The 24,503-nt window shown below is 59.6% G+C and carries 21 protein-coding genes and 1 pseudogene; all 22 read right to left on the bottom strand.

The window, feature by feature from the left end:
- Positions 1–3: 3 nt before the first annotated feature.
- A complete protein-coding gene (gene fliI / locus ICA15_RS03835) occupies positions 4–1,362 on the bottom strand; it encodes a flagellar protein export ATPase FliI (protein ID WP_042558221.1) in 1,359 nt (452 codons plus the stop codon).
- On the bottom strand, positions 1,352–2,158 hold the full coding sequence (fliH, locus tag ICA15_RS03840; protein ID WP_210553699.1) for a flagellar assembly protein FliH: 807 nt from the start codon (positions 2,156–2,158) through the stop codon (positions 1,352–1,354). The genes fliI and fliH overlap by 11 nt, the downstream gene beginning before the upstream one ends.
- 4 nt (positions 2,159–2,162) lie before the next feature.
- A complete protein-coding gene (gene fliG, locus ICA15_RS03845; protein ID WP_016984305.1) occupies positions 2,163–3,182 on the bottom strand; it encodes a flagellar motor switch protein FliG in 1,020 nt (339 codons plus the stop codon).
- Positions 3,175–4,962, bottom strand: coding sequence for a flagellar basal-body MS-ring/collar protein FliF (gene fliF, locus ICA15_RS03850; RefSeq protein WP_150602919.1), 1,788 nt, complete (start codon positions 4,960–4,962; stop codon positions 3,175–3,177). Before fliF ends, fliG begins: the two co-directional genes overlap by 8 nt.
- 15 nt (positions 4,963–4,977) lie before the next feature.
- Positions 4,978–5,307 (bottom strand): flagellar hook-basal body complex protein FliE, encoded by a 330-nt coding sequence (gene fliE / locus ICA15_RS03855; protein WP_150602920.1) that lies wholly within the window; start codon positions 5,305–5,307, stop codon positions 4,978–4,980.
- A gap of 127 nt (positions 5,308–5,434) precedes the next feature.
- The gene (gene fleR, locus ICA15_RS03860) at positions 5,435–6,826 is read right to left on the bottom strand and encodes a sigma-54-dependent response regulator transcription factor FleR (RefSeq protein ID WP_150618507.1); all 1,392 of its coding nucleotides are present in this window, start codon (positions 6,824–6,826) and stop codon (positions 5,435–5,437) included.
- A 5-nt stretch (positions 6,827–6,831) separates the two neighbouring features.
- Entirely contained in the window at positions 6,832–8,040 is a 1,209-nt protein-coding gene (locus ICA15_RS03865; RefSeq protein ID WP_150602922.1) for a sensor histidine kinase, read from the bottom strand.
- A 110-nt stretch (positions 8,041–8,150) separates the two neighbouring features.
- Positions 8,151–9,626: a sigma-54 dependent transcriptional regulator gene (locus tag ICA15_RS03870; RefSeq protein ID WP_150602923.1), complete on the bottom strand. Its 1,476-nt coding sequence runs from the start codon at positions 9,624–9,626 to the stop codon at positions 8,151–8,153.
- A 172-nt stretch (positions 9,627–9,798) separates the two neighbouring features.
- Entirely contained in the window at positions 9,799–10,095 is a 297-nt protein-coding gene (locus ICA15_RS03875) for a hypothetical protein (protein ID WP_042558214.1), read from the bottom strand.
- Positions 10,096–10,105: 10 nt separating this feature from the next.
- On the bottom strand, positions 10,106–10,501 hold the full coding sequence (fliS, locus tag ICA15_RS03880; RefSeq protein ID WP_150618505.1) for a flagellar export chaperone FliS: 396 nt from the start codon (positions 10,499–10,501) through the stop codon (positions 10,106–10,108).
- 130 nt (positions 10,502–10,631) lie between these two features.
- On the bottom strand, positions 10,632–12,092 hold the full coding sequence (gene fliD / locus ICA15_RS03885) for a flagellar filament capping protein FliD (RefSeq protein WP_150618504.1): 1,461 nt from the start codon (positions 12,090–12,092) through the stop codon (positions 10,632–10,634).
- An 82-nt stretch (positions 12,093–12,174) separates the two neighbouring features.
- Complete coding sequence (locus tag ICA15_RS03890; protein WP_042558211.1) at positions 12,175–12,531, bottom strand: flagellar protein FlaG; 357 nt, start codon at positions 12,529–12,531, stop codon at positions 12,175–12,177.
- A gap of 73 nt (positions 12,532–12,604) precedes the next feature.
- Positions 12,605–13,456 (bottom strand): flagellin domain-containing protein, encoded by an 852-nt coding sequence (locus ICA15_RS03895; RefSeq protein WP_150618503.1) that lies wholly within the window; start codon positions 13,454–13,456, stop codon positions 12,605–12,607.
- A 243-nt stretch (positions 13,457–13,699) separates the two neighbouring features.
- On the bottom strand, positions 13,700–13,966 hold the full coding sequence (locus ICA15_RS03900; protein ID WP_150618502.1) for a hypothetical protein: 267 nt from the start codon (positions 13,964–13,966) through the stop codon (positions 13,700–13,702).
- Positions 13,963–15,252 carry a motility associated factor glycosyltransferase family protein gene (locus tag ICA15_RS03905; RefSeq protein WP_210553700.1) on the bottom strand — a complete coding sequence of 430 codons (1,290 nt, stop codon included), beginning with the start codon at positions 15,250–15,252 and terminating at the stop codon, positions 13,963–13,965. Before ICA15_RS03905 ends, ICA15_RS03900 begins: the two co-directional genes overlap by 4 nt.
- Positions 15,253–15,339: 87 nt before the next feature.
- The gene (locus ICA15_RS03910; RefSeq protein WP_150602930.1) at positions 15,340–16,266 is read right to left on the bottom strand and encodes a ketoacyl-ACP synthase III; all 927 of its coding nucleotides are present in this window, start codon (positions 16,264–16,266) and stop codon (positions 15,340–15,342) included.
- 226 nt (positions 16,267–16,492) lie between these two features.
- Positions 16,493–17,545 (bottom strand): pseudaminic acid synthase, encoded by a 1,053-nt coding sequence (gene pseI / locus ICA15_RS03915; RefSeq protein WP_210553701.1) that lies wholly within the window; start codon positions 17,543–17,545, stop codon positions 16,493–16,495.
- Between the two features lie 11 nt (positions 17,546–17,556).
- Positions 17,557–18,687 (bottom strand): annotated as a pseudogene (pseG, locus tag ICA15_RS03920) (UDP-2,4-diacetamido-2,4,6-trideoxy-beta-L-altropyranose hydrolase); the annotation flags it as partial.
- Positions 18,684–19,379: a pseudaminic acid cytidylyltransferase gene (pseF, locus tag ICA15_RS03925; RefSeq protein ID WP_210553702.1), complete on the bottom strand. Its 696-nt coding sequence runs from the start codon at positions 19,377–19,379 to the stop codon at positions 18,684–18,686. The pseudogene pseG and the gene pseF, both read right to left, overlap by 4 nt.
- A gap of 6 nt (positions 19,380–19,385) precedes the next feature.
- A complete protein-coding gene (pseC, locus tag ICA15_RS03930; RefSeq protein ID WP_210553703.1) occupies positions 19,386–20,549 on the bottom strand; it encodes a UDP-4-amino-4,6-dideoxy-N-acetyl-beta-L-altrosamine transaminase in 1,164 nt (387 codons plus the stop codon).
- Positions 20,546–21,547, bottom strand: coding sequence for a UDP-N-acetylglucosamine 4,6-dehydratase (inverting) (pseB, locus tag ICA15_RS03935; RefSeq protein WP_210553704.1), 1,002 nt, complete (start codon positions 21,545–21,547; stop codon positions 20,546–20,548). The genes pseC and pseB overlap by 4 nt, the downstream gene beginning before the upstream one ends.
- 29 nt (positions 21,548–21,576) lie before the next feature.
- Entirely contained in the window at positions 21,577–24,492 is a 2,916-nt protein-coding gene (locus ICA15_RS03940) for a glycosyltransferase family 2 protein (RefSeq protein WP_210553705.1), read from the bottom strand.
- Positions 24,493–24,503 lie beyond the last annotated feature (11 nt).

Consider the following 24,503-nt stretch of genomic DNA (forward strand, 5'->3'; position numbering starts at 1 on the left):
CGGTTACCCGCCCGCCGCAGGAGCGAACAGGGTTTCGAGATATGCCTGGCTTTCGCCCATGTTGATTTTGTCGTTCAGGCCCTGACGCTGATACCTGACCAACTGCGCTTGCAGGGAAATCGCCAGGTCGGTCTCGCGGTCGCCACCGGCAACGTAGGCACCGACGCTGATCAGGTCGCGACTCTGCTGATAACGCGACCACAGCTGCTTGAAATACTGCGCACGCTGCATATGCTCCGCCGAGACCACCGCCGGCATTACCCGGCTGATCGACGCTTCGATATCGATGGCCGGGTAGTGCCCTTCCTCGGCCAGACGCCGCGAAAGCACGATGTGACCGTCGAGCACGCCCCGCGCCGAGTCGGCAATCGGGTCCTGCTGGTCATCGCCTTCGGACAATACGGTGTAGAACGCAGTGATCGAACCCCCGCCCTTCTCCGCATTACCGGCGCGCTCCACCAGTTTCGGCAACTTGGCGAACACCGACGGCGGATAACCCTTGGTCGCAGGCGGCTCGCCAATGGCCAAGGCGATTTCCCGCTGGGCCTGAGCGAAACGGGTCAGCGAATCCATCAGCAACAGGACATTCTTGCCCTTGTCGCGAAAATACTCGGCGATACGTGTGCAGTACATCGCCGCGCGCAAACGCATCAGCGGCGCATCGTCCGCCGGCGAGGCAACCACCACCGAGCGCTGAAGGCCTTCTTCACCGAGGCTGTGCTCGATGAATTCCTTCACTTCCCGCCCCCGCTCACCGATCAGGCCGACGACGATAATGTCGGCCTCGGTGAAGCGCGTCATCATGCCCAGCAATACCGATTTACCGACACCGGTACCGGCGAACAGCCCCAGACGCTGGCCACGACCGACCGTCAGCAAACCGTTGATGCAACGGATGCCGACGTCCAGCGGTTCGCTGATCGGGTCACGGTTGAGCGGGTTGATCGTCGGGCCGTCCATCGGTACCCAGTCTTCGGCTTTCATGCCGCCCTTGCCGTCCAGCGCACGACCAGCGCCATCGAGCACACGACCGAGCATGCTCATGCCCATCGGCAGGCGACCGGTATCGGCCAACGGCACCACGCGGGCGCCCGGCGCAATACCGGCAACACTGCCGACCGGCATCAGAAAGACTTTGCTGCCGGAGAAACCCATGACTTCCGCTTCCACCTGCGAGGGGTGATAGCTGTCGTCGTTGATCACCAGGCAGCGCGTGCCCATGGCGGCGCGCAGGCCTTCGGCTTCCAGCGTGAGGCCGACCATGCGCAGCAGGCGACCTTCAAGAATCGGCGCGCCGGCAATTTCGGTGGCTTCGGCGTAAGTGCTCAGGCGCTTGGCGAAACTGGTGCGTTCAAGGCGCATCGTCGGCGTCCGCGAGCGGCTCGTCAGTCACGGTAGCCGGTTTGACGTCTTCGGCAATGTCCAGAGCCAAGTCCGGTTCAGCCGGGTGCAGGGCCTGTTCGTGCAACTGATCGAACAGTTTGTCCATGACCTGCGTCACACGCGATTCAATGCTCGCATCGATGCGGCTGTGCGCCGTCTCAACCCGGCATCCGCCCGGCATCAACGCTTCGTCTTCGACAATGCGCCAGCTTTCTTCGTGACGTTCGCGCAGGGCTTTGGCCTGTTCGAAGTCCTGCGGATTGACGAACAGACGGACATTGTCGACACCCAGCGGCAACAGCTTGAGGGCGTCGCGCATGACGTGTTCGATCTGGCTCGAATCGATGGCCAGTTCGCGCTTGATCACCTGTCTGGTGATGTGCTGAACGAGATCAACCAACGATTTTTCGATCTGCGTGTCTTGCTCGGCGATGGGCTCGAACAGGTTCGCCATCAATTGCTCAAGGCTGGCCAGTTTCGCCGCCAAGGCGACTTCGGCCTCTTGGCGCACCTTCAGCGTGGTGCTGTGAAAACCTTCTTTTTCGCCGGTCGCGAAGCCTTCGTTATAAGCCTCCTGACGGATGCTTTCGAGCTCTTCCAGGGTCAGCGGCTGGACTTCTTCCAGCGGCACTTCTTCCATTTCCGGCGGTTCGGGCTCGGGCTCAGGCTCGGGTTCCAGTTTTGGCGGATCGAAGCTTGGCATCGCCCAGGACTCGAAACCGCGGACATCGCGGGCACGGATCAGATCCGTCACATCGTCGTCGTGCTTGTCCATGGGCTTAGATCATTTCCTCGCCGCCCTTGCCACCGAGCACGATTTCTCCGGCTTCGGCCATACGGCGGGCGATGGTGAGGATTTCCTTCTGCGCGGTTTCGACGTCGCTGACGCGCACCGGGCCTTTGGCCTCGAGGTCGTCGCGCAACAGTTCCGCGGCACGTTTGGACATGTTCTTGAAGATCTTCTCTTTGACGCCTTCGTCCGAACCCTTGAGGGCCAGTACCAGCACGTCGGAGGACACTTCGCGCAGCAGCGCCTGAATGCCACGGTCGTCGACATCGGCGAGGTTGTTGAACACGAACATGAGGTCTTCGATCTGACCGGACAGGTCTTCGTCGACTTCGCGGATCGAATCCATGAGCTGGCCTTCGATCGAGCTGTCGAGGAAGTTCATGATGTCGGCCGCACGCTTGATGCCACCGAGGGTGGTGCGCGAGGCATTCGAGTTGCCGGAGAACTGCTTCTCGAGAATCTGGTTGAGTTCTTTCAATGCCGCCGGTTGCACAGTGTTCAACGACGAGACGCGCAGGATGATGTCCAGACGCACCTTGTGGTCGAAGTTGCCGAGCACTTCACCGGCCTGATCCGGGTCGAGGTACGCGACCACGATCGCTTGAATCTGCGGGTGTTCGTAACGGATCACGTCGGCAACGGCGCGCGGCTCCATCCATTTCAGGCTGTCGAGGCCGCTGGTGTTGCCACCGAGCAGGATGCGGTCGATCAGGCCGTTGGCCTTGTCTTCGCCCAGTGCCTGGGTGAGCATTTTGCGCACGTAGTCGTCGGAGCCGACGCCCAGGCTGGTCTGATCGCCGACGATGTCGACGAACTCGCTCATGACCTGTTCGACCTGCTCACGATGGACGTTGCCCATCTGGGCCATGGCCACACCCACTCGCTGAACCTCTTTGGGGCCCATGTGGCGCAGCACTTGCGCAGCATCGGTCGAACCCAGGGACAGCAGCAGAATCGCCGCTTTGTCGACCTTGGTCAGCTTGAGGGTTGCGGCTCGGTTATCACTCATCTGCGTTAATCCACTCTTTCACGACCTGAGCCACACGGCCCGGATCTTCAGCCACCAGGCTCTTGATTGCATTCAGTTGCGCGTCATAACCCTCGCTCGGGCTCGGCAACAGAATGCTCTGCGGACCACCGAGGCTCACGCGGTCGTTGGATAGTTCGCCGTCCAGGCCGCCCATGCCTCCGAGTTCCACGTCGCTGCCCAAACCGGCCAGCTCCTTGCCTTTGCCGCCGCCGGTAATGTTGTTGAGCACCGGACGCAGCACACCAAACACCAGCACCAGGATGAACAACACACCCAGCACTTGTTTGACGATGTCCCAGAACCATGGCTGGGAGTAGAACGGAATTTCGGCAAACACTTCACCGCGCTCGGCGGAGAACGGCATGTTGATCACGCTGACGCTGTCGCCACGGCTGGCATCGAAGCCGACCGCGTCCTGCACCAGACGCGTGAAGCGGCCCAGTTCGTCGGCCGTCCACGGCGCGCGGGTGGTTTCACCGTTGGCCGCATTGACCTTGACCTGATCGTCAACCACCACCGACACCGACAGGCGATTCAGGCGACCCTGCTGCTGTTTGGTGTGGCTGATGGAACGATCGAGTTCGAAGTTCTTGGTGGATTGTTGACGCTTGTCTGCCGGGTACGGCGCGAGCATCGGCTGGCCGGTGGCCGGGTCCATGATCTGCTGGCCGTTGGCGTCAACCAATGGCTGACCTGGCTGCACCATGGCGGCCGGAGCGGCTGCACCTGCGGTGGTTTGCGGCGCCGACGCCGGCGACGGTGGCTGGTTGCTCAAGGCACCCGGCACACCTTGCGGGCCATTGCTGGCGGTGCGTTGTTCGTTGACCGACTGTTCGCTGCGCAACGCCGGTTGATCCGGATTGAACTGTTCGGCAGTCGACTCGACAGCGTTGAAATCGATATCGGCCGAGACCTCAGCCTTGTAGCGATCATTGCCCAGCACCGGTTGCAGAATGTTGTGGACGCGCTGGGTCAGCATGCTTTCCATACGGCGGCTGTAATCGAACTGCTTGCCGGCCATGGTCATTTCGGAGTTTTCCGCCTGATCAGAGAGCAGGTTGCCCTTCTGGTCGACGACGGTGATCTGCGATTTGCTCAACTCGGGGACGGAAGTCGCCACCAGATTGATGATCGCCACTACCTGACCCGGCTCCAGCGAACGACCGGAATACAGCTCGACCAGAACCGAAGCACTTGGCTTGCGCTCATCGCGCACGAATACCGAACTCTTCGGAATCGCCAGGTGCACGCGGGCACCCTTGACGTTGTTCAGGCTGGAAATGGTTCGCGCCAGTTCACCTTCAAGGCCGCGACGGTAACGTGTCGCTTCCATGAACTGGCTGGTGCCCAGACCCTGTTCCTTGTCGAGGATTTCATAACCGATGTTGCCGTCGCTGGGAGTGACACCAGCGGCTGCGAGCTTGAGCCGCGCACGGGACAAGTCATCGGCCTTGACCAGCAAGGCACCGGAGCTCGGTTCGACGTTGTAAGGGATGTCGGCTGCGGCCAGGGTTTCCATGACCTGCTTGGCGTCCAGGCCGGCAAGGCTGCCATACAACGGACGGTAATCGGGCTGCTGCGACCACAGCACCACGGCAAAGCCAATCGCCACGCTCGCAGCCAGGCCGACCAACAGGCCCACCTGACGCAGCATGGTCATCTCGGAGAGGTTTTCCAGGAAGGACAGGCCGAACAACGGCGGTTTGCCGTCTATCGGGGTGGCCTTGGCCGGAACGTTATCGGCGACTGCTTCTGCCATGACTCAATCTCGTCCTTATACCGGCATCTGCATGATGTCTTGATAGGCCTGAACCAGTTTGTTACGCACCTGGGTCAGAGCCTGGAACGACACGCTGGCTTTTTGCGAAGCGATCATCACGTCCGTCAGATCGACGCCGCTTTTGCCCACTTCAAAAGCATTGGCCAACTGAGTCGACGCCTGCTGGGTATTGCTGACTTTGTTGATCGCCTGACCGAGCATGTCGGAAAAGCTGCTGCCCGACAGTTCAGGGACAGCGGTCGTCGATTTCGGCGCAGACATGGCGTCTATTTTCATAGCCTTCATGTCCATCATCAACCGATTGAATTCAATACCTTGGCTCATGGTCTACTCTCTTGGGCGGCCCGCAATTTTTTGACACTCACTCGGCGGGTACACAGGTATTAGCAACAAGGGTGCCAGCTCAAGGCCGGCCCTTTCAGAAAAGCGTTTTCAAACATTGCGCCAGCGATCAAGTGGCGAACAGATAACCTTCGACGTCCATCCCGGCATCGCGCATTTGCGCCAGCTTGTAGCGCAGGGTGCGCGGGCTGATGCCGAGTTTTTCCGCCGCTTCCTTGCGGCGGCCGCGCTCGCTGCGCAGGGTGTCGATGATCATCTGAAACTCCCGGCGGCGCAGGTCATCACCCAAGGCACCGGCAGAATCCGCATCGATCTCGACTTCACGAATCACCGCAGGCGTCGGCACTGACACAGGCAATGCAGCAAACATCACCGGCCCTGCCAGGCAGAAATCCTGCGGCTGGATCACGCCGCCCTGCTGCAGGATCAATGCACGCTGAATCGCGTTATCCAGCTCACGCACGTTGCCCGGCCACGGGTACGCGGTCAGACACGCTTGCGCCTCAGGCGAAAGTTTCGCCGCTGCATGCTTCATTTTATTGACGTGTTTGGCCAGCAACCGCTCAGCCAGCGGCAAGATATCGGCAGTGCGCTCGCGAAGTGGACGCCACGCCAGGGGAAAAACCGACAGACGGTAAAAAAGATCTTCACGGAAACGCCCCGCCGCCACTTCTGCAGCCAGATCACGGTTGGTCGTGGCGACCACACGGATATCCAGGGTAATGGGCTTGCGCCCGCCGACCCGTTCGACTTCACGCTCTTGCAACACTCGCAGCAGCTTGGCTTGCAGGCCGAGAGGCATTTCGGAAATTTCGTCGAGCAGAATGGTGCCACCGTCCGCCTGCTCAAACTTGCCCGGCTGCGCAGCAATGGCGCCGGTGAACGAGCCTTTCTCGTGACCGAACAACGTGGCTTCGAGCATGTTGTCGGGGATCGCGGCGCAATTGATTGCGATAAACGGTTGAGTGGCACGATGGGATTGCTGGTGAATATAGCGCGCCAGCACTTCCTTGCCGGTACCGGACTCACCGGAGATCAGCACCGTGGAATCACTGCGCGCTACTCGCGCCGACAACTCCAGAAGCTGGGCACTGGCCGGCTCGACTGCAATCGGGCCTTCGACGTCAGTTGCACCGATGCTGCCCAGCGCATGTCGCGACACCAGATCGAGCAAGGCTTTGGGCTCGAACGGCTTGACCAGATAATCCGCCGCCCCCTGACGCATTGCATCGACGGCACGCTCGACGGCGCCGTGGGCAGTCATCAGCAACACCGGCAATTGTGGCTGACGCGCACGCAGCAGCGAGAGCAATTGATGACCATCCATACCGGGCATGTTGACGTCGCTGATCACCAGACTGAACGCTTCGCGCGCCACCGCCGTCAACGCTTCTTCAGCGCTGCCGACCGCGTGAAAATCATGGCCGGCCAACAGCAGCGTATCGGCCAGCGCCTCGCGCAACGAACGGTCATCCTCAACCAGCAACACCTTGATGCCCATGTCTTTTACTCAGCTCCTTGTACAGCGCAAAACAGCGGCAGGATCACCTGCGCGCACGTGCCGCGCCCGACTCGCGAGCGCAGCTGCAATTCTCCCTGATGGGCTCGCGCCACCGCTTTGACCACGGTCAGGCCCAGGCCAGTGCCGGTGACCTTCGTGGTAAAAAATGGCTCGCCGAGTCGCGCCAGAACCGCAGGTTCGATTCCGCTGCCGGAATCGCTGACGCATAGCCGCAGGGTGTTGTCGCGGGTGTAGCAATGCACTTTCAGCCGCACCTCGCCGGCGCTGGCCTGAATCGCGTTTTCGATCAGATTCAAAAGCGCGCCGACCAGCGTGTCACGATTGCACAGCAACTCGCCGGCATGGCTGTCGCACTGCCAGCGAATCGGCAGGTCCTGTACGTGGGTCAGGGCCGCAGCTTGCAGCGCCTGCATCAAGGCATTGGGTGTGAGGCGATCCGTCAGCGGCAATTCGCCGCGAGCGAACACCAACATGTCGCGCACCTGATGCTCCAGCTCGTGCAGGCGCTCTTTAAGGCGCCCGGCAAAACGTTGCTGAGTGGCGACCGGCAGCTCCTGCTCAGTCAAATGACTGGCATAAAGCAAAGCGGCGGACAATGGCGTGCGGATCTGATGAGCCAGCGAGGCCACCATTCGTCCCAGCGAGGACAGGCGTTCGTGGCGCGCCAGTTGATCTTGCAGATGACGGGTTTCTGTCAGGTCGTTGAGCAACACCAATTGCCCAGGCTCGGCATCCAGCGAACGCGTGGCAATCGACAGGCGTCGACCGTTCTTCAAGGAGATTTCGTGACCGTCGTCTTCACGCGGGGCGAAGCAGCGAGCGATGACATGGCGCCACAACTCGCCCTCCAGCGGCAGACCGAGCAAGTCGATGGCGGCGGGATTGGCTTCGCGCACGATGCCATGACCGTCAATCACGATGACGCCACCAGGCAACAGATCAAGGAGGTTTTGCAGACGGTTGGCCAGACGTTCTTTTTCCGCCAGCTCCTGCATGCGCTGGGCACTGACCACAGCCAGTTCACCCTTGAGCTCGGTGACCCGCGCTTCAAGCATGCTGTAGGAGTCAGTCAGTTGGCTCGACATCTGATTGAACAGTTCGAATGCCTGCTCAAGGCCCTGGCGACTTGCCTGCTCTACGGACGAAGGTTGCCCCTCGGGATTGGAGGCAGAGATCTGGGCGGCTTGGGGCATTGTGCTCTCTCGCTTGGCTGACCGTCAGTTAAACGGAACGTTGCGAGGGATGTAGCAATACCCGTGCCTAAAAAAAACTGCTTATAAATGAAGCAGTTGAAAAACAGGCGTCAATCCTCCGCCTGTTCGTCACCGTCGCGCCGGCTCATGCCGTACTTGCGCATCTTCTCCACCAGCGTGGTACGGCGAATGCGCAAGCGCTCTGCCGCGCGTGCCACAATGCCATTGGCATCGTCCAGCGCCTGCTGAATCAGGCCTTGCTCCAGGCCACCGAGGTAGTCCTTCAGGTCCAGGCCTTCCGGCGGCAACATGGCATTGGCGGAGAAGTCCGGCGTATGACCGTTGATTGCCACGCGCTCTTCGAGATCGCTGCGCAGGCTGTCGACCAATTGCTCGTCTTCGTCGTCGACGTAGCGGAATTTCTTCGGCAACTCGACCACGCCGATCACCCCGTACGGATGCATGATCGCCATGCGCTCCACCAGGTTGGCCAGTTCGCGGACGTTGCCCGGCCAGCCGTGACGGCACAGCGACATGATTGCCGCCGAGTTGAAACGGATCGACCCGCGCTTTTCGTGTTCCATGCGCGAGATCAGTTCGTTCATCAGCAGCGGGATGTCTTCGACACGCTCGCGCAGCGGCGCCATCTCGATCGGGAACACGTTCAAGCGGTAGTAGAGATCTTCGCGGAATGTGCCGATCTCGATCATGCTTTCGAGATTCTTGTGGGTCGCGGCGATGATGCGCACGTCGACGCTCTGGGTCTTGTTGCTACCCACGCGCTCGAAGGTGCGCTCTTGCAGCACGCGCAGCAGCTTGACCTGCATCGGCAGCGGCATGTCGCCAATTTCGTCGAGGAACAGCGTACCGCCGTTGGCCAGCTCGAAGCGCCCGGCTCGGCTGGTGATGGCGCCAGTGAAGGCGCCCTTCTCGTGGCCGAACAGCTCGCTTTCCAGCAACTCGGCCGGGATCGCCCCGCAGTTGACAGGTACGAATGGCCCGTCGCGGCGCTTGGAGTGGTAATGCAGGTTGCGCGCGACCACTTCCTTGCCGGTGCCGGACTCGCCGAGGATCAGCACGCTGGCATCAGTGTCAGCCACTTGCTGCATCATCTGGCGCACGTGCTGAATCGCCCGGCTGGTGCCGACGAGGCTGCGGAACAGATTGGGTTCGCGATGACGGCCACGCTCGCGGGCCTGGTCGTACATCTCGCGATAGACCTGGGCACGGTGCAGGGAGTCGAGCAATTTGCTGTAGCTGGGCGGCATTTCGAGGGTCGAAAGCACTCGGCGACGCTGGTCTTCAGGCAAGTCAATGGAAGAATTATCGCCCATTAACAAAACCGGAAGGAACTCATCCCAGGTTGAGAGTGTCTTTAGCAAGCCCAAAAGCGCGCCAGGAGCATTTACAGTCCCGATCAGTACGCAAATGACCTCACGACTAGACGACAAAGAGCCGACTGCCTGCTGCCAGTCATGGCTGCCGCAGGGTAAATTTTCTTCGCCGAGAAAATTTAGAATCACCGCCAGGTCGCGGCGGCGAACGCTATCGTCATCGATCAGCAGAATTTTGGTTTCACGCCACATGCAATAGCAACTTCCCTAGTCAACTCAATGCCCGAAAAATGGGGCAAGCGACACGCTTGCAGGACACCATGTGCCTGTAGACGCCTGAAATCTGAAAACAGCCACTAGTTAAGTCAAAAAACCGTGCACAGTCAAATTTATGGCGCACATGTCTGGATTAACTGGAGGTTAATTAGCCAAACAGATGGTAAACCTTTGCCGCCTTCTGCGCTTGGGTGATCTGCGACATCTCATTGGCTATCGCTTGCCGCTCACCCATGGCCACCTCAAGAAGCTCCTTGTAGACATGGAGCAACTCCTCAAGGTTATCGCGCAACGCGACCTCATCCATCGAAGCCTCACTCAAGACGTCTTCCATGCAGGAACGGCAAGCCAGATCCAGCTCGCCAATGGCTTCCCAGTTGCGCTCGGCCAAGGCACTGACCAATGCTTCACGGGTATCGGCAATTCGCTGCAATACAAGACTCATGGTGATCTCCTTAAAACTGGGGGCCTGATGGAGCGATGCCGTCCCAGCCTTCCTTTACGGTGCGCAGCAAACCGGCAACTTCGTCGAGAATACGCGGATCAGTCTTGAGGTTGGCTTCGGCAAGTCGCTTCATCATGTAGATGTAAAGCTGGTTGAGCTCACCCACCGAATCGGCACTATTCTCCAGATCCAGGCCTTCACACAAGCCGCCGATGATGCCAACGGCCTTGCTGATGGCCGTGCATTTGGCAGAAATATCCTTGCGTTCAATGGCGCCTTTGGCCTGAGCGATGCGCTCCAGGCCACCCTCCATCAACATCTGCACCAGACGGTGCGGGCTCGCTTCGGACGTCTGCGCATGCGCGCCGACTTTCTGATATTGCCGAAGGGCTAACATTGGATTCATGTTCTACCTCATTGCCACAATGACTCGTATAACCAGTGTATCGCCAACGAATCACAGAACTTTAGATCAAAAAGACAAAAACCCAGCGCACGCCGATAAAGCGTAGCCGGGTTTTTGTCATGCTCGCCTGTTACTTCGCGGATTGCTGAGCGTTCAGCGTGCTGAAGAACGACGTGATGTTGCTGGCTGTGGCCTTCATCTGCCCTACCAGCAAGTCCATGGCGTTGTACTTGGCAGTCAACACCTTGGTCAGGTTGGCGACACGCACATCCAACGCCACTTGCTGGTCGGTCAGGGTGCGTGTGTTCTTGGTGAGGATGGCCATGCGCTGATCAAGCAAACTGGTGCCGAGTTTGTCATTCGCTGGCGGTTTGAGGTACGGATCCACCGCCTTGCTCATACGTGCCAACAGACCATTGGTGTCGTCGGTACCCGTGAACAATTGCTGGACCTGACCCGTCATGCCTGGCTGATCCATGGTTTTGGTGAAGGCGGCGGTATCAAACTTCAGGTTACCGGTGTTGCGGTCGGTCATCACACCCAGTTGGGACAGCACGGCCAACGGACCGCCAGCACCCGTTGCCGTCAACTCGGCACGAACGCTGGCAATCAGCGAGCGCGGCATCGCATCGCCAGTGAACGCCGCTTGCACGGTCAACTTGCCATCTTCGTCCGGCGTCGCCTTGGACAAGGTGTCGATGGTAGTTTTCAACGTGTTGTAAGCGTCGACAAACGACTGAATCGATGCCTGCAGCCCTTTGGTGTTGGCATCCACGCCAATAACCGTTGGAGTGCTCGGTGGTGTGCCAGCGCTGACCGTTGTCAGATTCAGGGTCAGACCACTGATTGCACCGGTCACCGTGTTGCTCTTGCTGGTTACCTGAAGGCCGTCGATGGTCAACTTGGCATTTTGCGCAACGCCGTTGACGGCGCCCGCAGCACCTGCCGCAGGACTGGTCCCCAGCGGCTGGGTACCATCAATTTCCAGACCGGCAATACCGCTGACGCTGAGGTCGGAACCTTCGCCAGTCTTGTTCGAACTGATCACCAGGCGCGAAGCACCGGTGCTGTCGGTCACAATGTTGGCGGAGATGCCGTTGGCGCCCTGAGCCTTGTTGATGGCGTCACGGGTAGTCTGCAAAGTGGCATTGGCCGGGATGTCGACGTTGTAATCAGTGCCATTCTGACTGATTTTCAAGGTACCAGTCGGAATGGCACTGGCGGCGCCGCCGGCGAAAGAGGCACTGGCAATTTTTGAGCCGGTGGCCAGCTGGTTGACGACAACACTGTAATTACCCGAAACCGCGGTGCTATCGGCGGTGGCGTTCAAAACGGCGGTATTGGCCGAAGTCGCGGTGAAGCCGGCAAATGCAGGATTGGTCTTGCTGCCCAGATTGGTCATTGCCGTCTGGAACGCAGTCAGCGCGCTCTTCAACGAACCGACACCGGAAATCTTCAGCGTGTTGGTTTTGGTCGCGGTATCGATTTGCGTCTGCTTTGGTGCCTTGTCGGCGTTGACCAGTGCAGTAACGATAGCCCCGATGTCCAGGCCGGAACCCAGTCCGGAACCCGGTAGAATTGGACTTGCCATGTGCATCTCCCTTCAGATTGTTGCCATTCTTTTGACCGCTACACGCATCTTGAGAACGTACAAACATTATTCATGCCAGCTATCAGGCCTTGGCGTCGAACAACACATGACTTGCGTTGGCGAGGCTGTCTGCCAGCTTGAGGGCTTCTGCGGAGGGAATCTGTCGAACGATTTCACCCGTCTCGCTTGCGATCACCTTGACGATGACCTTCCCGGAATGCTCATCGATGGAGAACTCCAGATTGCGCTTGATCGATTGAACAAACTTCTCGATCTCCTGCACTGCCAGTTTCAACTTGGCATCGTCCGTATCCTGACTCTTGGCAGCGACCGGAGCTTCAGCCTTGGTAACTTTAGGCGTCTCTGACGGTTTGTCAGCAACCGGCGTTACTGGCTTGGGAGCCGGATAAGACAGGTTAAGCTTCACGCTCATGTCCATGCTCATCACCTCCTGACGTAAAAAGGCGAGAGAGCACGACTAGCGCACTCCCCCGCCCAAACTTGTTCCGAAATTACTGAAGCAGTTTCAGTACAGCGGAAGGCAGTTGGTTGGCTTGAGCCAGAACGGAGGTCGAAGCCTGCTGCAGAGTTTGCTGCTTGGTCAGGTTAGCAGTTTCTGCGGCGAAGTCGGTGTCTTGTACACGACCCTGTGCAGCAGTGGTGTTCTCAACGATGTTCTGCAGGTTGGAGATGGTGCTGGTCAGACGGTTTTGCGAAGCACCCAGGCTGGCACGGGTATCACCGATCGCAGCGATAGCAGCGTCGATTGCAGTGATAGCGGCGTCGATGTTGACACCGGCGTTAGCAGCGTCAGTACCGGTCAGAGCCAGAGTAGCCTTGTCTACGGACAGGCTCACGGCGTCGAACTTGGAGCTCAGTACCAGGTCGATGTGGTTGGCAGTACCAGTGTTTGCGCCAACTTGCAGAGTCACAGTACCAGCCGAACCGTCCAGCAGGTTTTTGCCGTTCAGGTTGGTGGAAGCAGCGATACGGCTGATTTCGTCGGACATGTCGGCGAATTCAAGGTTGGTTGCTTTCTGGTCAGCAGTGCCGTTGGTGCCGGTACGTGCTTTAACAGCCAGTTCACGCATACGCTGCAGGATGTCGGTAGTAGCTTGCAGAGCGCCTTCAGCGGTCTGAGCAACGGAGATACCGTCGTTGGCGTTCTGGATAGCCTGGTTGCCACCGCGGATTTGCGATTGCATACGGGTGGAGATCTGCAGGCCAGCGGCGTCGTCTTTAGCGCTGTTGATTTTCAGGCCGGAAGACAGGCGCTGCATCGAAGTCGACAGAGCGTCGGAAGCTTTGTTCAGGTTTTTCTGAACGTTCAACGATGTGGTGTTGGTGTTTACTGTTAAAGCCATGACGAATTCCTCGTTGGTTGGGTACTGCGGCTTCCGGCCCTGGCAACCGCCGGGTATGGCCTAGAGAACCTTCGTAATAGTTATCGTCGGGAATGCAGGTTGCTTGAGGGCTTTTTAAAAAATATTTGCCATCACCCTGCCACCCTCGAGAAAACAAAGGCTTAGCCGCCCTTCACCCACGAAAAAATGACGTCATAAAACCGACCGGCGCGCAAACCGGCGGGCCAGCGCGCTTGCTTGCTTTCAGGCCGGCACACTTTGCAGCAGCTCGATCAGTTCATACTCCATATAGTCAGCCAGTCCCAACCAGTCCTGACGCTCCTGACAATCGAGCATTTGCGTCAGCATCTGCGCCCACCTCTGCCGGGCATCCGCAGGCGCGAACTGCAGCAACTGCTGCGCCCCCTCGAAGACGTCGACCATGCTTAGCGCCGCCTCGACGTCACGTCCCAGTCGAAACAGACCCGCGCAATCACGGCACTCGTTGATGCATTGCGCCATTGCCGTCATTGCACAAACTCTTGATTGAACCGCGCCCCGGCGATCAGCGCGCCCCCTCTGCTGCTATTGAAAAACTCAACCTGGGGATGGGCGGCGATGAAGCGTTCGAGAACGCATAAGTAGCCACGGAAGTTGAGTTGGGTGCTGACGCGCTGGCCATTCCCGTCACGCACCCAATGCCGCGCCTGGCTCACACTCGGCCCAAGCTCACCGTCATTCCAGCCAGCATGGGTCTTGTTCATCGGGAAGGCGAAGTCGGCGCCGAACAGAGTGATACGCGTTGCGCCCATTTTCACCGCCAGGTCCACCGCCGGGTGAATCACACTGCCGCCGACATGCAGTTCGCCGCGCGGATATTCCTCGCGCAATGCGGCATAAACCGGGCTGGCGGAATAGCCGCCGTAGCGTTTGCCCTTCCAGGCGCGCAAAATCTCGGGGTCGCTCATCGGCAAATAGACCAGAGGAATACCGTCGGACTCTTCAAATGGCAGATGACGGAAGCTGATGAGCTGATCAATGCTCACCACCAGATCCGGCACCACACCGTGCTCACGCAGCGGTCGATAAGCAGTGTCGACACAAATGAACAGCGGACGCTGCGCCTGAGCCCGCACTTTCGCCAGCCGTTCGAAATGCCCCTCCAGGGTCGGCCCGGTGGCGATCACGTAGACTTCCCGGTCGACGCAAGTGCCAAACAGTTGCGCCACATCGTCATCGCCGAGCAACACTGGCAAGCAATCCTGCAAGCGCTGCTGAATGACCGGCGACTGCGGATCGAACTCACGATTGTTGAAGCTCAGGTGCACTTCACTGACCAGCCGATCACGGATCTTTGCGTTGAAGTCATCAGCCAGCAGCATCTCGGTCGGCAGGGCAAAAAACGGCGTGCAGATATCAGACAGATCACCGGCGTAAAACAGTTCCACGCGCGGATCCTCCAGCCACTGGCGCTGATCAAGCAACTGCACAACCAGCGCAAACAAAGCGCCATTGAGGATATGCACGTACAACCGTTCAAGCCCCGCGCGCTCCAGCAACACCGCAGGCAAATCGCCCAGGCCGGTGCCATAGACATGCAATTGCGCTTTATCCGCCAGGCTGGCTGCCTGAACACGGGCTTCGTGAGTACGGTCATGGCGACTGGTGAGTTGAACGCCATTGACGCTCAGGGTCGAGCCCAGCCCCTGCACCAGTTCAGCCTGAACCGCCGCACTGTCTTCGGCCATCAAGCGCTCGAACAGGGCCGGCCAGCGGCGCTGAAGGACTTCGGCGTTGGCCTGGAAAAACTCGCTCATGGCGCCTCGCGCTCCGTTTCAGGCAAAAAAATAGCGTTCAAGGTTAACCTTGAACGCTATTTTTGTATCCGCCGTTTTTAATCAGGCTCAGGGGCGGAAGATGATCGCCGAGCCCCACGACAGACCGACACCGAAACCACTGAGCGCGACGCGCTGCCAGGCGGAATCGAGTACGTGTTTTTCCAGCAGCAGCGGAATACTCGACGACACGGTGTTGCCGGTCTCGACCATGTCCTTGATGAACTTCTCAGGCTCGCCTTCAAAGCGTCGCGCCACGGCATCGACAATCGCCGCACTGCCCTGGTGAATGCAGAAGGCGTCGATGTCATCGGCCTTGAGACCGGAATCATCGAGCAACTCGTGCAAGTGCGCCGGGACTTTGAGCAGCGCGAAGTTGAACACCTGACGACCGTTCATGAAGAACACGCCATCGGTGACTTTCAGGTGTGGCGCGCCGGAACCGTCGGTGCCGAACTTGGCCTTGCCCAGTGCCCAGGTCGGATCTTCACCCATCCAGGTCGCAGTGGCCGCATCACCGAACAGCATGGTGGTGTTGCGGTCTTCCGGGTCAACGATTTTTGAATACGGATCGGCGGTGATCAGCAGGCCGTTCTTCAGGCCTGCGGCTTCCATGAAACCCTTGATCGCGTAGATGCCATAGACATAACCGGAGCAACCCAACGAAATATCGAACGCGGCGACATTGGTTGGCAGACCTAGTTTGTCCTGCACAATCGCAGCAGTGTGCGGCAAGCCTTCTTCATCACCGTTCTGGGTGACAACGATCAAGGCATCGATCGATTCACGCTTCAGTCCAGGGTTGCTGGCAAACAGCGCATTGGCTGCTTCCACGCACAGATCGGAGGTTTCTTGATCAGCGTCTTTGCGCGGCAGGAACGCCGAGCCAATCTTGCCAAGGATGAACTCTTCATCCTTCTCGAATTTTGCACCTTGTGCGTAATTGTCCACGCCGGCTACAGGAACGTAGCTCGCAATGCTTTTTATGCCAATCATTACGGCTTCCCAATAAAAAACAGCCCAAGACCACCGCTCGCAAGGATTTGAGGGGCGCCGACAAACAGAAAATGGTTGCCACGACGGGCAACCAAGGGGAGCGCAAAGGGCTATCACTGGAACCAAAAACGGGCCAGGCGCCATCTCCCCGATCAATACAATACAGTGAAGATGCGCGTTATGACTCGCAGGTCACGCTATTTTGCCGAATCCATTACAGATTGGGTTATTCGACCAACGACCAATCCAGCGGCGTACCGCGCTTGATCGGCGTGCGAGCGCAGCGCCCGAGGACGGCATCGGTGTGCTTGGGCGGTAGACCGAGGCCGGGACGAATGGCGCGCAGATTGTCCCGCGTAAAGGGGGCACCGGCGGCCATGTCGGCGGTCACGTACAGCGAGCGGCGATACACCACCGACTTGAGTTCGGCGTCGGTAGCGCCGTATTGCACCTGGCCCAACGCCTGCCACGCACGTTCGGTTTCCACCACCAGGCTGGCCATCTCGGCCGGCTCCAGCGAGAAACTGGCATCCACCCCGCCCGCCGAACGGTCGAGGGTGAAGTGTTTTTCCACCACCGTCGCGCCGAGCGCCACGGCCGCCACCGAGACGCCAACGCCCATCGAATGATCGGACAGCCCCACCTCGCAACCGAACAATTCACGCAGATGCGGGATCGTCCGCACATTGCTGTTTGCCGGAGTCGCCGGATAAGTGCTGGTGCATTTGAGCAACACCAGATCCTTGCACCCGGCTTCACGGGCGGCGCGCACGGTTTCATCGAGTTCGGCAATGCTGGCCATGCCGGTGGAGATGATCAGCGGCTTGCCGGTGGCGGCGACACGGCGGATCAACGGCAGATCGGTGTTTTCAAAACTGGCGATCTTGTACGCCGGCACGTCGAGGCTTTCGAGAAAATCCACGGCCGTGTCATCGAACGGCGTCGAGAACGTGAGCATCCCCAGCTCCTTGGCGCGAGCGAATATCGGCGCATGCCATTCCCACGGTGTGTGGGCCTGCTCGTACAAGTCATACAAAGAAGTGTCGGCCCACAGACTGCCCGGGTCTTTGATGAAGAACTCGCCCTCCGCCAGATCCAGCGTCATGGTCTCGGCCGTATAGGTTTGCAGTTTCAACGCGTGCGCGCCGGCCTTGGCGGCGGCTTCGACGATTTGCAGGGCCACGTCCAGCGACTGGTTATGATTGCCGCTCATCTCGGCAATGATAAACGGCGGCGCGTCGGCACCGATCAGACGGTCGCCAATCTTGAAACTACTCATGAACGGTGTTCCCTTTTATTCAAACTGGAGTTCAGCCCGTCGGGCAGCAACTGCGCATCGTCCAGCGTGGCGTGACTTAACTTGGGCTCAGCATCGGCCAATGCAGCGGCGACTCGCAATGCACCGCGCCCATCGACCATTTGCCGGGAACGTTCGGCCAGGCTCTGGCGCAGATAAAAATTAGCGGCGACAAAACCAATCGCGTCGCGCAACTGCGCGACGCTGACCTGCTCGCGCGCGCCCATGAACACATGCGCGCCGGCTGCCGCCATGACTTCACCGTTGACCTGCTGGTTATTCGACACCGCTATACAGATCGTCGGCAAACCCAACGCCGCACGTTCCCAACTGGTGCCGCCACCGGCGCCGATAAACAGATCGGCCTCGCTCATGCGTTGATGGAAATCGCTGACAAAACTGTGCAGACGCCAGTTCGGCCGCGTTTGCACCAGTGCCTGCATCTGCGCCCATGCCGGGTTGTCGGCACCGGCGACGAAATCAACGTCCAGCTCAGGGAAGTCCGCCAGCGCGAGCATGGCGTGATGGGTCTGCATGGCCGCATCGAAACCGCCGAAATTCACCAGTACGCGTCGGGCCTTGGGCTTGATCTTGATCGCCGGGCAATCGAACTCTTCACGCAACATGGCATAGCGCGGACCGAGCAGTGTGCGGCAGCCCTCGGGCAACAACGGCGTGTAGTTTTCGCTGAGGCCGGACAAATTCTGATTGAGCAGCAAATCAACGCTGTAGCGCCGAGTGGCGAGATCGTCGACGGCCGCAATACGCGGCGCCCAACGCCGTGCGGCGGTCTGCCAGTGATGATCGAGACCGTAATGGTCGGCGATGATCCAGTCGAATCCGGCGTGATCTTCCAGCAGCAAATCCAACGCATCGATGTCGGCCTGCCACGGCAGCATCGATTCGATGGCTTGCTGCGGGTCTTCATCGGGATAGCGACCGGGCAACGCAAAAGTCTCGAAACCTTCCGCGCTCAGAGCATCGAGTCGATGCCCCGGCAACTGCCGACAGGCAAACGCGACATGACTGCCCTGCTTGCGCAGCACCCGCGCCAGCGTCAGGCAGCGGGCAATGTGGCCGCTGCCGATGGTCGGCGAAGCGTCGGCGCGAATCAGGACTCTCATTGCAACTCTCCGCCGGCCTTGAGCGCGGCGTACAGGTATTCGGCTCGCTTCCAGTCTTCGGGCGTATCGATGTCCTGCACCAGATGCCGGGGCAAAATCACCGGCAGACTGGCCGGCGAATAGACCACCTCGCCGCGCAGCCACGCATCCGTGCGCCCCCAATAAAACTGCCCGGCATCCTGAAACGCTTCGGGCAGATCCTGCGAACGGGTCTCACGAAATTCCGGGTACAACGCCGAAAGCGCGCCCTGCCCGTCCAGCGTCAGCGCACGTTGCACCGGGAAACCGAAGTTGCACACGGAGAAGGCGAAGGATTTATCCGGCTGTTGCGCCAGCAACTCAAAGCCCTGACGCAGATAACGCGCCTGCAACAACGGCGCCGTGGCGTACACGCAACAGGCGTAATCAAAGGCTGGCAGTTGCTGCAAGGCATGCACGATCACTGCGGCGGTGCCGGTAAAATCATCCGCCAGCTCGGCCGGGCGCAAAAACGGCACATCAGCCCCGTGCGCCCGCGCGATCTCGGCGATTTCTTCGTCATCGGTGCTGACGACAACCTGATCGAACAAGCCCGAATCCAGCGCCGTGCGAATCGAGCGGACAATCATCGGCACGCCAGCGAACAGCGCCAGGTTCTTGCGCGGGATGCGTTTGCTGCCCCCGCGCGCCGGGATGATTGCGATGTTGCTCACGTTGTCCTACTCCTCAATCAGCAGCCGGCGTAATTGCTCGACCACGTAATCCTGCTGCTCCTCGGTCAGCAGCGGAAACATCGGCAGACTGATCGCTTCGGCGTAATAGCGCTCGGCTTGGGGGAAGTCGCCCTCGGCAAAACCCAGTGCCTGATAGTAAGGCTGCAGATGCACCGGAATGTAGTGCAGATTCACGCCGATCCCGGCCGCGCGCAAGCCTTCGAACACCTGACGATGGCTGAGGCTGATGCGCTCAGCCTGCAAGCGCACCACATACAAATGCCAGGCTGATTCCGCGTCCGGTTGAGCGCTGGGTAACGTCAGCGGCAAGTACGTCAGCAACTGCTCGTAGCGCGCTGCCAACTCGCGACGCCGAGCGATGAAGTCGTCCAGCTTGCCCAGTTGCGACAAGCCCAACGCGGCTTGCAGATCGGTGATCCGGTAATTGAAGCCCAGCTCGATCTGCTGGTAGTACCAAGGGCCGTGGCTGGGCTCGGTCATCTGCTGCGGATCGCGGGTCATGCCATGGCTGCGCAGGCGTTGCAGGCGCTCGGCCAATGCCGGGCGATTGGTCAGGACCATGCCGCCCTCGGCACTGGTGATGATCTTCACCGGATGAAAACTGAACACGGTCATTGCCGCAAATTCACCGCAACCCACCGGACGCCCGGCGTAAGAAGCGCCGACCGCGTGGGAGGCATCTTCGATCACGGTAAAGTTGTAGCGCTCGGCGAGTTCGGCAATCTTGCGCATGTCGCAGCTCTGCCCGGAGAACGCCACCGCCACCAAGACTTTTGGCAGCGTGCCGTCCTGTTCAGCCTGATCCAGTTTCGCCGCCAATGCGTAAGCATCGAGGTTCCAGGTCAGCGGGTCGATGTCGACAAAGTCCATATCAGCGCCGCAGTAACGCCCGCAGTTGGCCGAGGCGAGAAAGGTATTCGGCGTGGTCCACAGGCGGTCGCCCGGGCCAAGACCCGCCGCCAGACACGCAATGTGCAGCGCCGCCGTGGCGTTGCACACCGCCACGGCGAAATCGGCCTGGCAACGCTCGGCCACAGCTTGCTCGAAGCGCTCGATGGTCGGCCCTTGCGTCAACCAGTCCGATTGCAACACCTCGACGACGGCATCAATGTCCGACTGATCGAGACTCTGCCGACCGTAAGGGATCATACCGAGAGCTTCGCGTGCAGCGCCGCGATCTGTCCGACCGAGAGGAAGTGCGGATTGGTGTCGGAGCGATATTCAAAATCTTCACTCACCGCGCGACCCTGCTCGCCAAGTTTGTCGACGGCAAAATCGACATCGACGCTGGTAAAGCGAATCGACGGCTGGATGGTGTAGTGATCCTCGAACTCAATGGTCATCCGCGCATCGTCCAGCGGCACCATCAACTCATGGAGTTTTTCGCCGGGACGAATGCCGACGTTTTTGTGCGGCAGATGTTCAGCCATGCCACGGGCCAGATCGACGATGCGAATCGACGGAATCTTCGGCACGAACACTTCGCCACCGTGCATCCGCGCGAAGCTGTCGAGGACGAACTGCACACCGTGGTCGAGGGTGATCCAGAAGCGTGTCATGCGCTCGTCGGTAATCGGCAGCTCTTGCGCGCCATCGGCGATCAGCTTGCTGAAGAACGGCACCACCGAGCCCCGCGAACCGGCCACGTTGCCGTAGCGCACCACGGCAAATCGGGTTTCCTGCTCGCCGGCAATATTGTTGGCGGCGACGAACAATTTGTCCGACAGCAACTTGGTCGCGCCGTACAGGTTGATCGGGCTGGCCGCCTTGTCGGTGGACAGCGCCACGACTTTTTTCACACCGTTATCGATGGCCGCGGCGATGATGTTTTCCGCGCCGTTGACGTTGGTGCGGATGCATTCGGTCGGGTTGTATTCAGCCGCCGGCACCTGCTTCAACGCGGCGGCGTGCACCACGTAATCGATGCCGCGCATGGCCTGACGCAGACGGTCAGCATCACGCACGTCACCGATGAAGTAACGCATGCACGGCGCGTTGAACGTCTGCTGCATTTCGTATTGCTTGAGCTCATCACGAGAGAACACCACCACGCGCTTGGGCTGGTACTGCTCCAGCAAGCGGCGGATGAAGTTGCGCCCGAACGAGCCCGTGCCGCCGGAGATGAAGATCGATTTACCGTTGAACATGTGTAATTCCTGTTCCCTGTCCGACGGACTCAAGCGAGCAACTGCGACCAATCGATCGAAGTGTTTTCAGCCAAGGTAAAGCCTTTGCCGGTCAGGGCCAGGTTGGCGTTATAAGCCGGATCCTGGGCAAAAGCGCTGCTCCATTTCTCACGCAATGCGGCCAGCGCCTCAGGGGCTTGCGGCAATTCACCGGTGTGCAGCACCTGGACCAGCGGCGTCCACACGGTGAGGTAACCAGCCTGCCCGGCCTTGAGGCACAGATCGACATCGCTGAAGCCATCAGCGAAGGTCACTTCATCCAGACCACCGAGCGCGTTGAACAACTCTTTGCGCACCATCAGGCACACCTTCGACACGGCCGAATAGTTCTGCTCGACCGACAGGCGCTGCATGTAACCCGCAGCACTGTGTTTCTCGCCGATGAACGCCGAACCGACGCCACCGTTCAGACCGAGAATCAAACCCGCCTGGGCGATTTTCCCGTCACGGCTGACCAGTTTGGCACCGACGATCCCGACTTCCGGACGCTGGGCATGGTTGAGCAGCGAATCGAGCCAGTTCGGGTTGACGACTTCTGCGTCAGCGGCCAGCAGAACCAGGTATTCACCCTGCGCCTGCTCGCTGGCAGCGTTATACAGCGCCACTTCGCCGAGTGTTTGATCGGCGCGCAAGACGTTCACTTTCGGATGGCGCAATGCACCCAGCCAGTCATTGACCGCTGCCGACTGATTAGCGTTTGCCGCCACCAGTACTTCATAGCGGTTATAGCGGGTTCTGAGCAGCAGGCCTTCCAGGCAGCGACGCATCACTGGCAAGTCATCAATGACCGGCAGAATGATCGACACCATCGGCTGCTCGGTGTGGCGGTAATCAATCTGCCAGGTGCCCGGCGCCGCCGAAGTCACTTTGGCCTGGTAGCCGCGATTGCCTAGATGGCGCAACAACGCCTGACGCTCGTGGGCGTTTTCTTCCAGCGCTGCTGCTTGTGTGATCAACAACGGCTCGTCGAGATGCGCCAGACCGTCGAGGCCACCCTGCTCAATGATGCGCAGCAGCAGGTCGAACTCCATCGCTTTGCTGAAGTCGGCCTGATAACCGCCGACCTCCAGCAGCACGTCGCGGCGCACAAGCCAATGGCGTGCCATCAGCGACGGGATGCTCTGCAGCAAATCAAGATTGAAGCCAGGGCGGAACACGTCCACCAGCGCACCTTCTTCAGTGCGCTGGATTTCATCAGTGGCCACCGCGCGAAGCCCCGTGGCCGACATCAGTTCCAGGCCGGCGCGCAACAGGCCGCTCGGTGTGAATTCATCACCCACGTTCGCCAGCAGCAACCAGTCGCATGGAGATTGCGCGGCGCTCAGGTTCAGTTTGTCGACGAGGCTGCCCGGCGTGACCCGGACAAAGTGCAAGGTGTTCTGTGAGGTGGTCGCACTCTGCGGCTCGCCCGTGGTGAAGACGACAATTTTGAAAGCTTTGCTGTGACCTTCGACGAGGCTGTCGAGTGTCACTTGCAGCTTCTCGACGTTGCTGTCCAGATCCAGCAGGAAGATGCCGAATTGTGGACCGCCATTGTTCGCCGCCAGATGCCTGGCAATCAACGCAGTCTGTTCGGCGTCCGGCTTGCGAGCCGCCAGCCAGTCGAGCAAACGGCCCGAGCGCATCTTGCTGAAGACCGGGTAATGATCGGTGTCCGCCACTGCCCCCAGACGAGCATCCCACTCAGCTATCTTCTGCGCTTGCTCGTCTTCGCCGAGGGTTTGCAGTTGCGCCGACAGACGCTTGAGCACAGCGCGGTTGAACGCGTTGTTGTCATGGGCCTGCCACAACCGGTCGACGACACTTTCCGCCGTATCGTTATTGCGTGCCTGCAGCAGGTATTCCTGCCGGGTCCATACACCCTCGAGTTTTTCCAGCTGAATGCGACCGGCCGGCATCGCGTGCAGCAAAAACTCGAACTGGGTCAGCAAGTCAAAAAAGCGCTCGTTGTAGAAAGGCATCTCGACGTATTGGCGTGGCCCGAATTTGCGCTCTGGTGCCTTGGTAAGGTTGCTCCAGGCGGACTCGAAAATCAGCTCGGTCGTCAACGCACGCCCGGATTCCAGGCTGTCCGTCATGGCCGCGAAGCTTTCCAGGGCCAACGCCTTGCGCTGCGCCTGATCGAGATCGGTGATACCGGTCGGCAAGGAGGCGAGGAATTCGGCGAAGGCTTCGCGCTCGGTCACAGATTTGGTGTCGGTGTACGACAGCGCGTGGTAGACCTCGGTGTTGTGGTCGGAGAAACCGATGTTGATCTCGCGCACGACATAAGGAATCGGCAGGATGCGCGCCTTGGCGTTCGCCAGCAGGTAGTAGGTGTGGCCGATTTCCTGCCATTCGAAACTGGTGCCCGGCGGCAATGCCGCGTACCAGTCCTTGATGATCGAGGTACGGCACACGCCATAGAACGGCGGCACGTACTGGTGCATGAAGTCGAGAACACGATCCTCGGCACGCTCCGACGCGTAGTCCTCGCAGATTTTCTTGTCGCGGCGGTAGTAGCTGACGCTGCCGGCCAGCGCCAGGTACATCAGGCAGTAGCCGTGGCACAGCCCGTAGTCGCGGTTGGCTTCCAGGAAGTTGACAGACTCGGCCAGCGATTCATGCAGGATGAAATCGTCGTCAGCCGCGAACACCATATACGGCGTCGTCAGTTGCTCGACACCGTAGGTCAGTTTGGCCTGCATCCCCCAGTAGGCGAATTGCGGCAGGTGCTGATAATCGACCGCGGAGAAATCACCTTCCGGGCGCTCGGAAGAAGAGTCCAACACCAAAACCTTGCAAGGCAGACCGCTGTAGTACTGCAGCGCTCGACGCAAAAAAGCCGGGCGGTTGTGGGTGATCAGTACCACCGTCAGCAACTCGCTCAATGGCAGCTTGTTTTCAGAACCGTACTTGCCTTGCATAACTTCTCCCC

This window comes from Pseudomonas sp. P116 (genome assembly GCF_020149425.1).
In the GTDB taxonomy this organism is placed as follows: Bacteria; Pseudomonadota; Gammaproteobacteria; order Pseudomonadales; family Pseudomonadaceae; genus Aquipseudomonas; species Aquipseudomonas anatoliensis.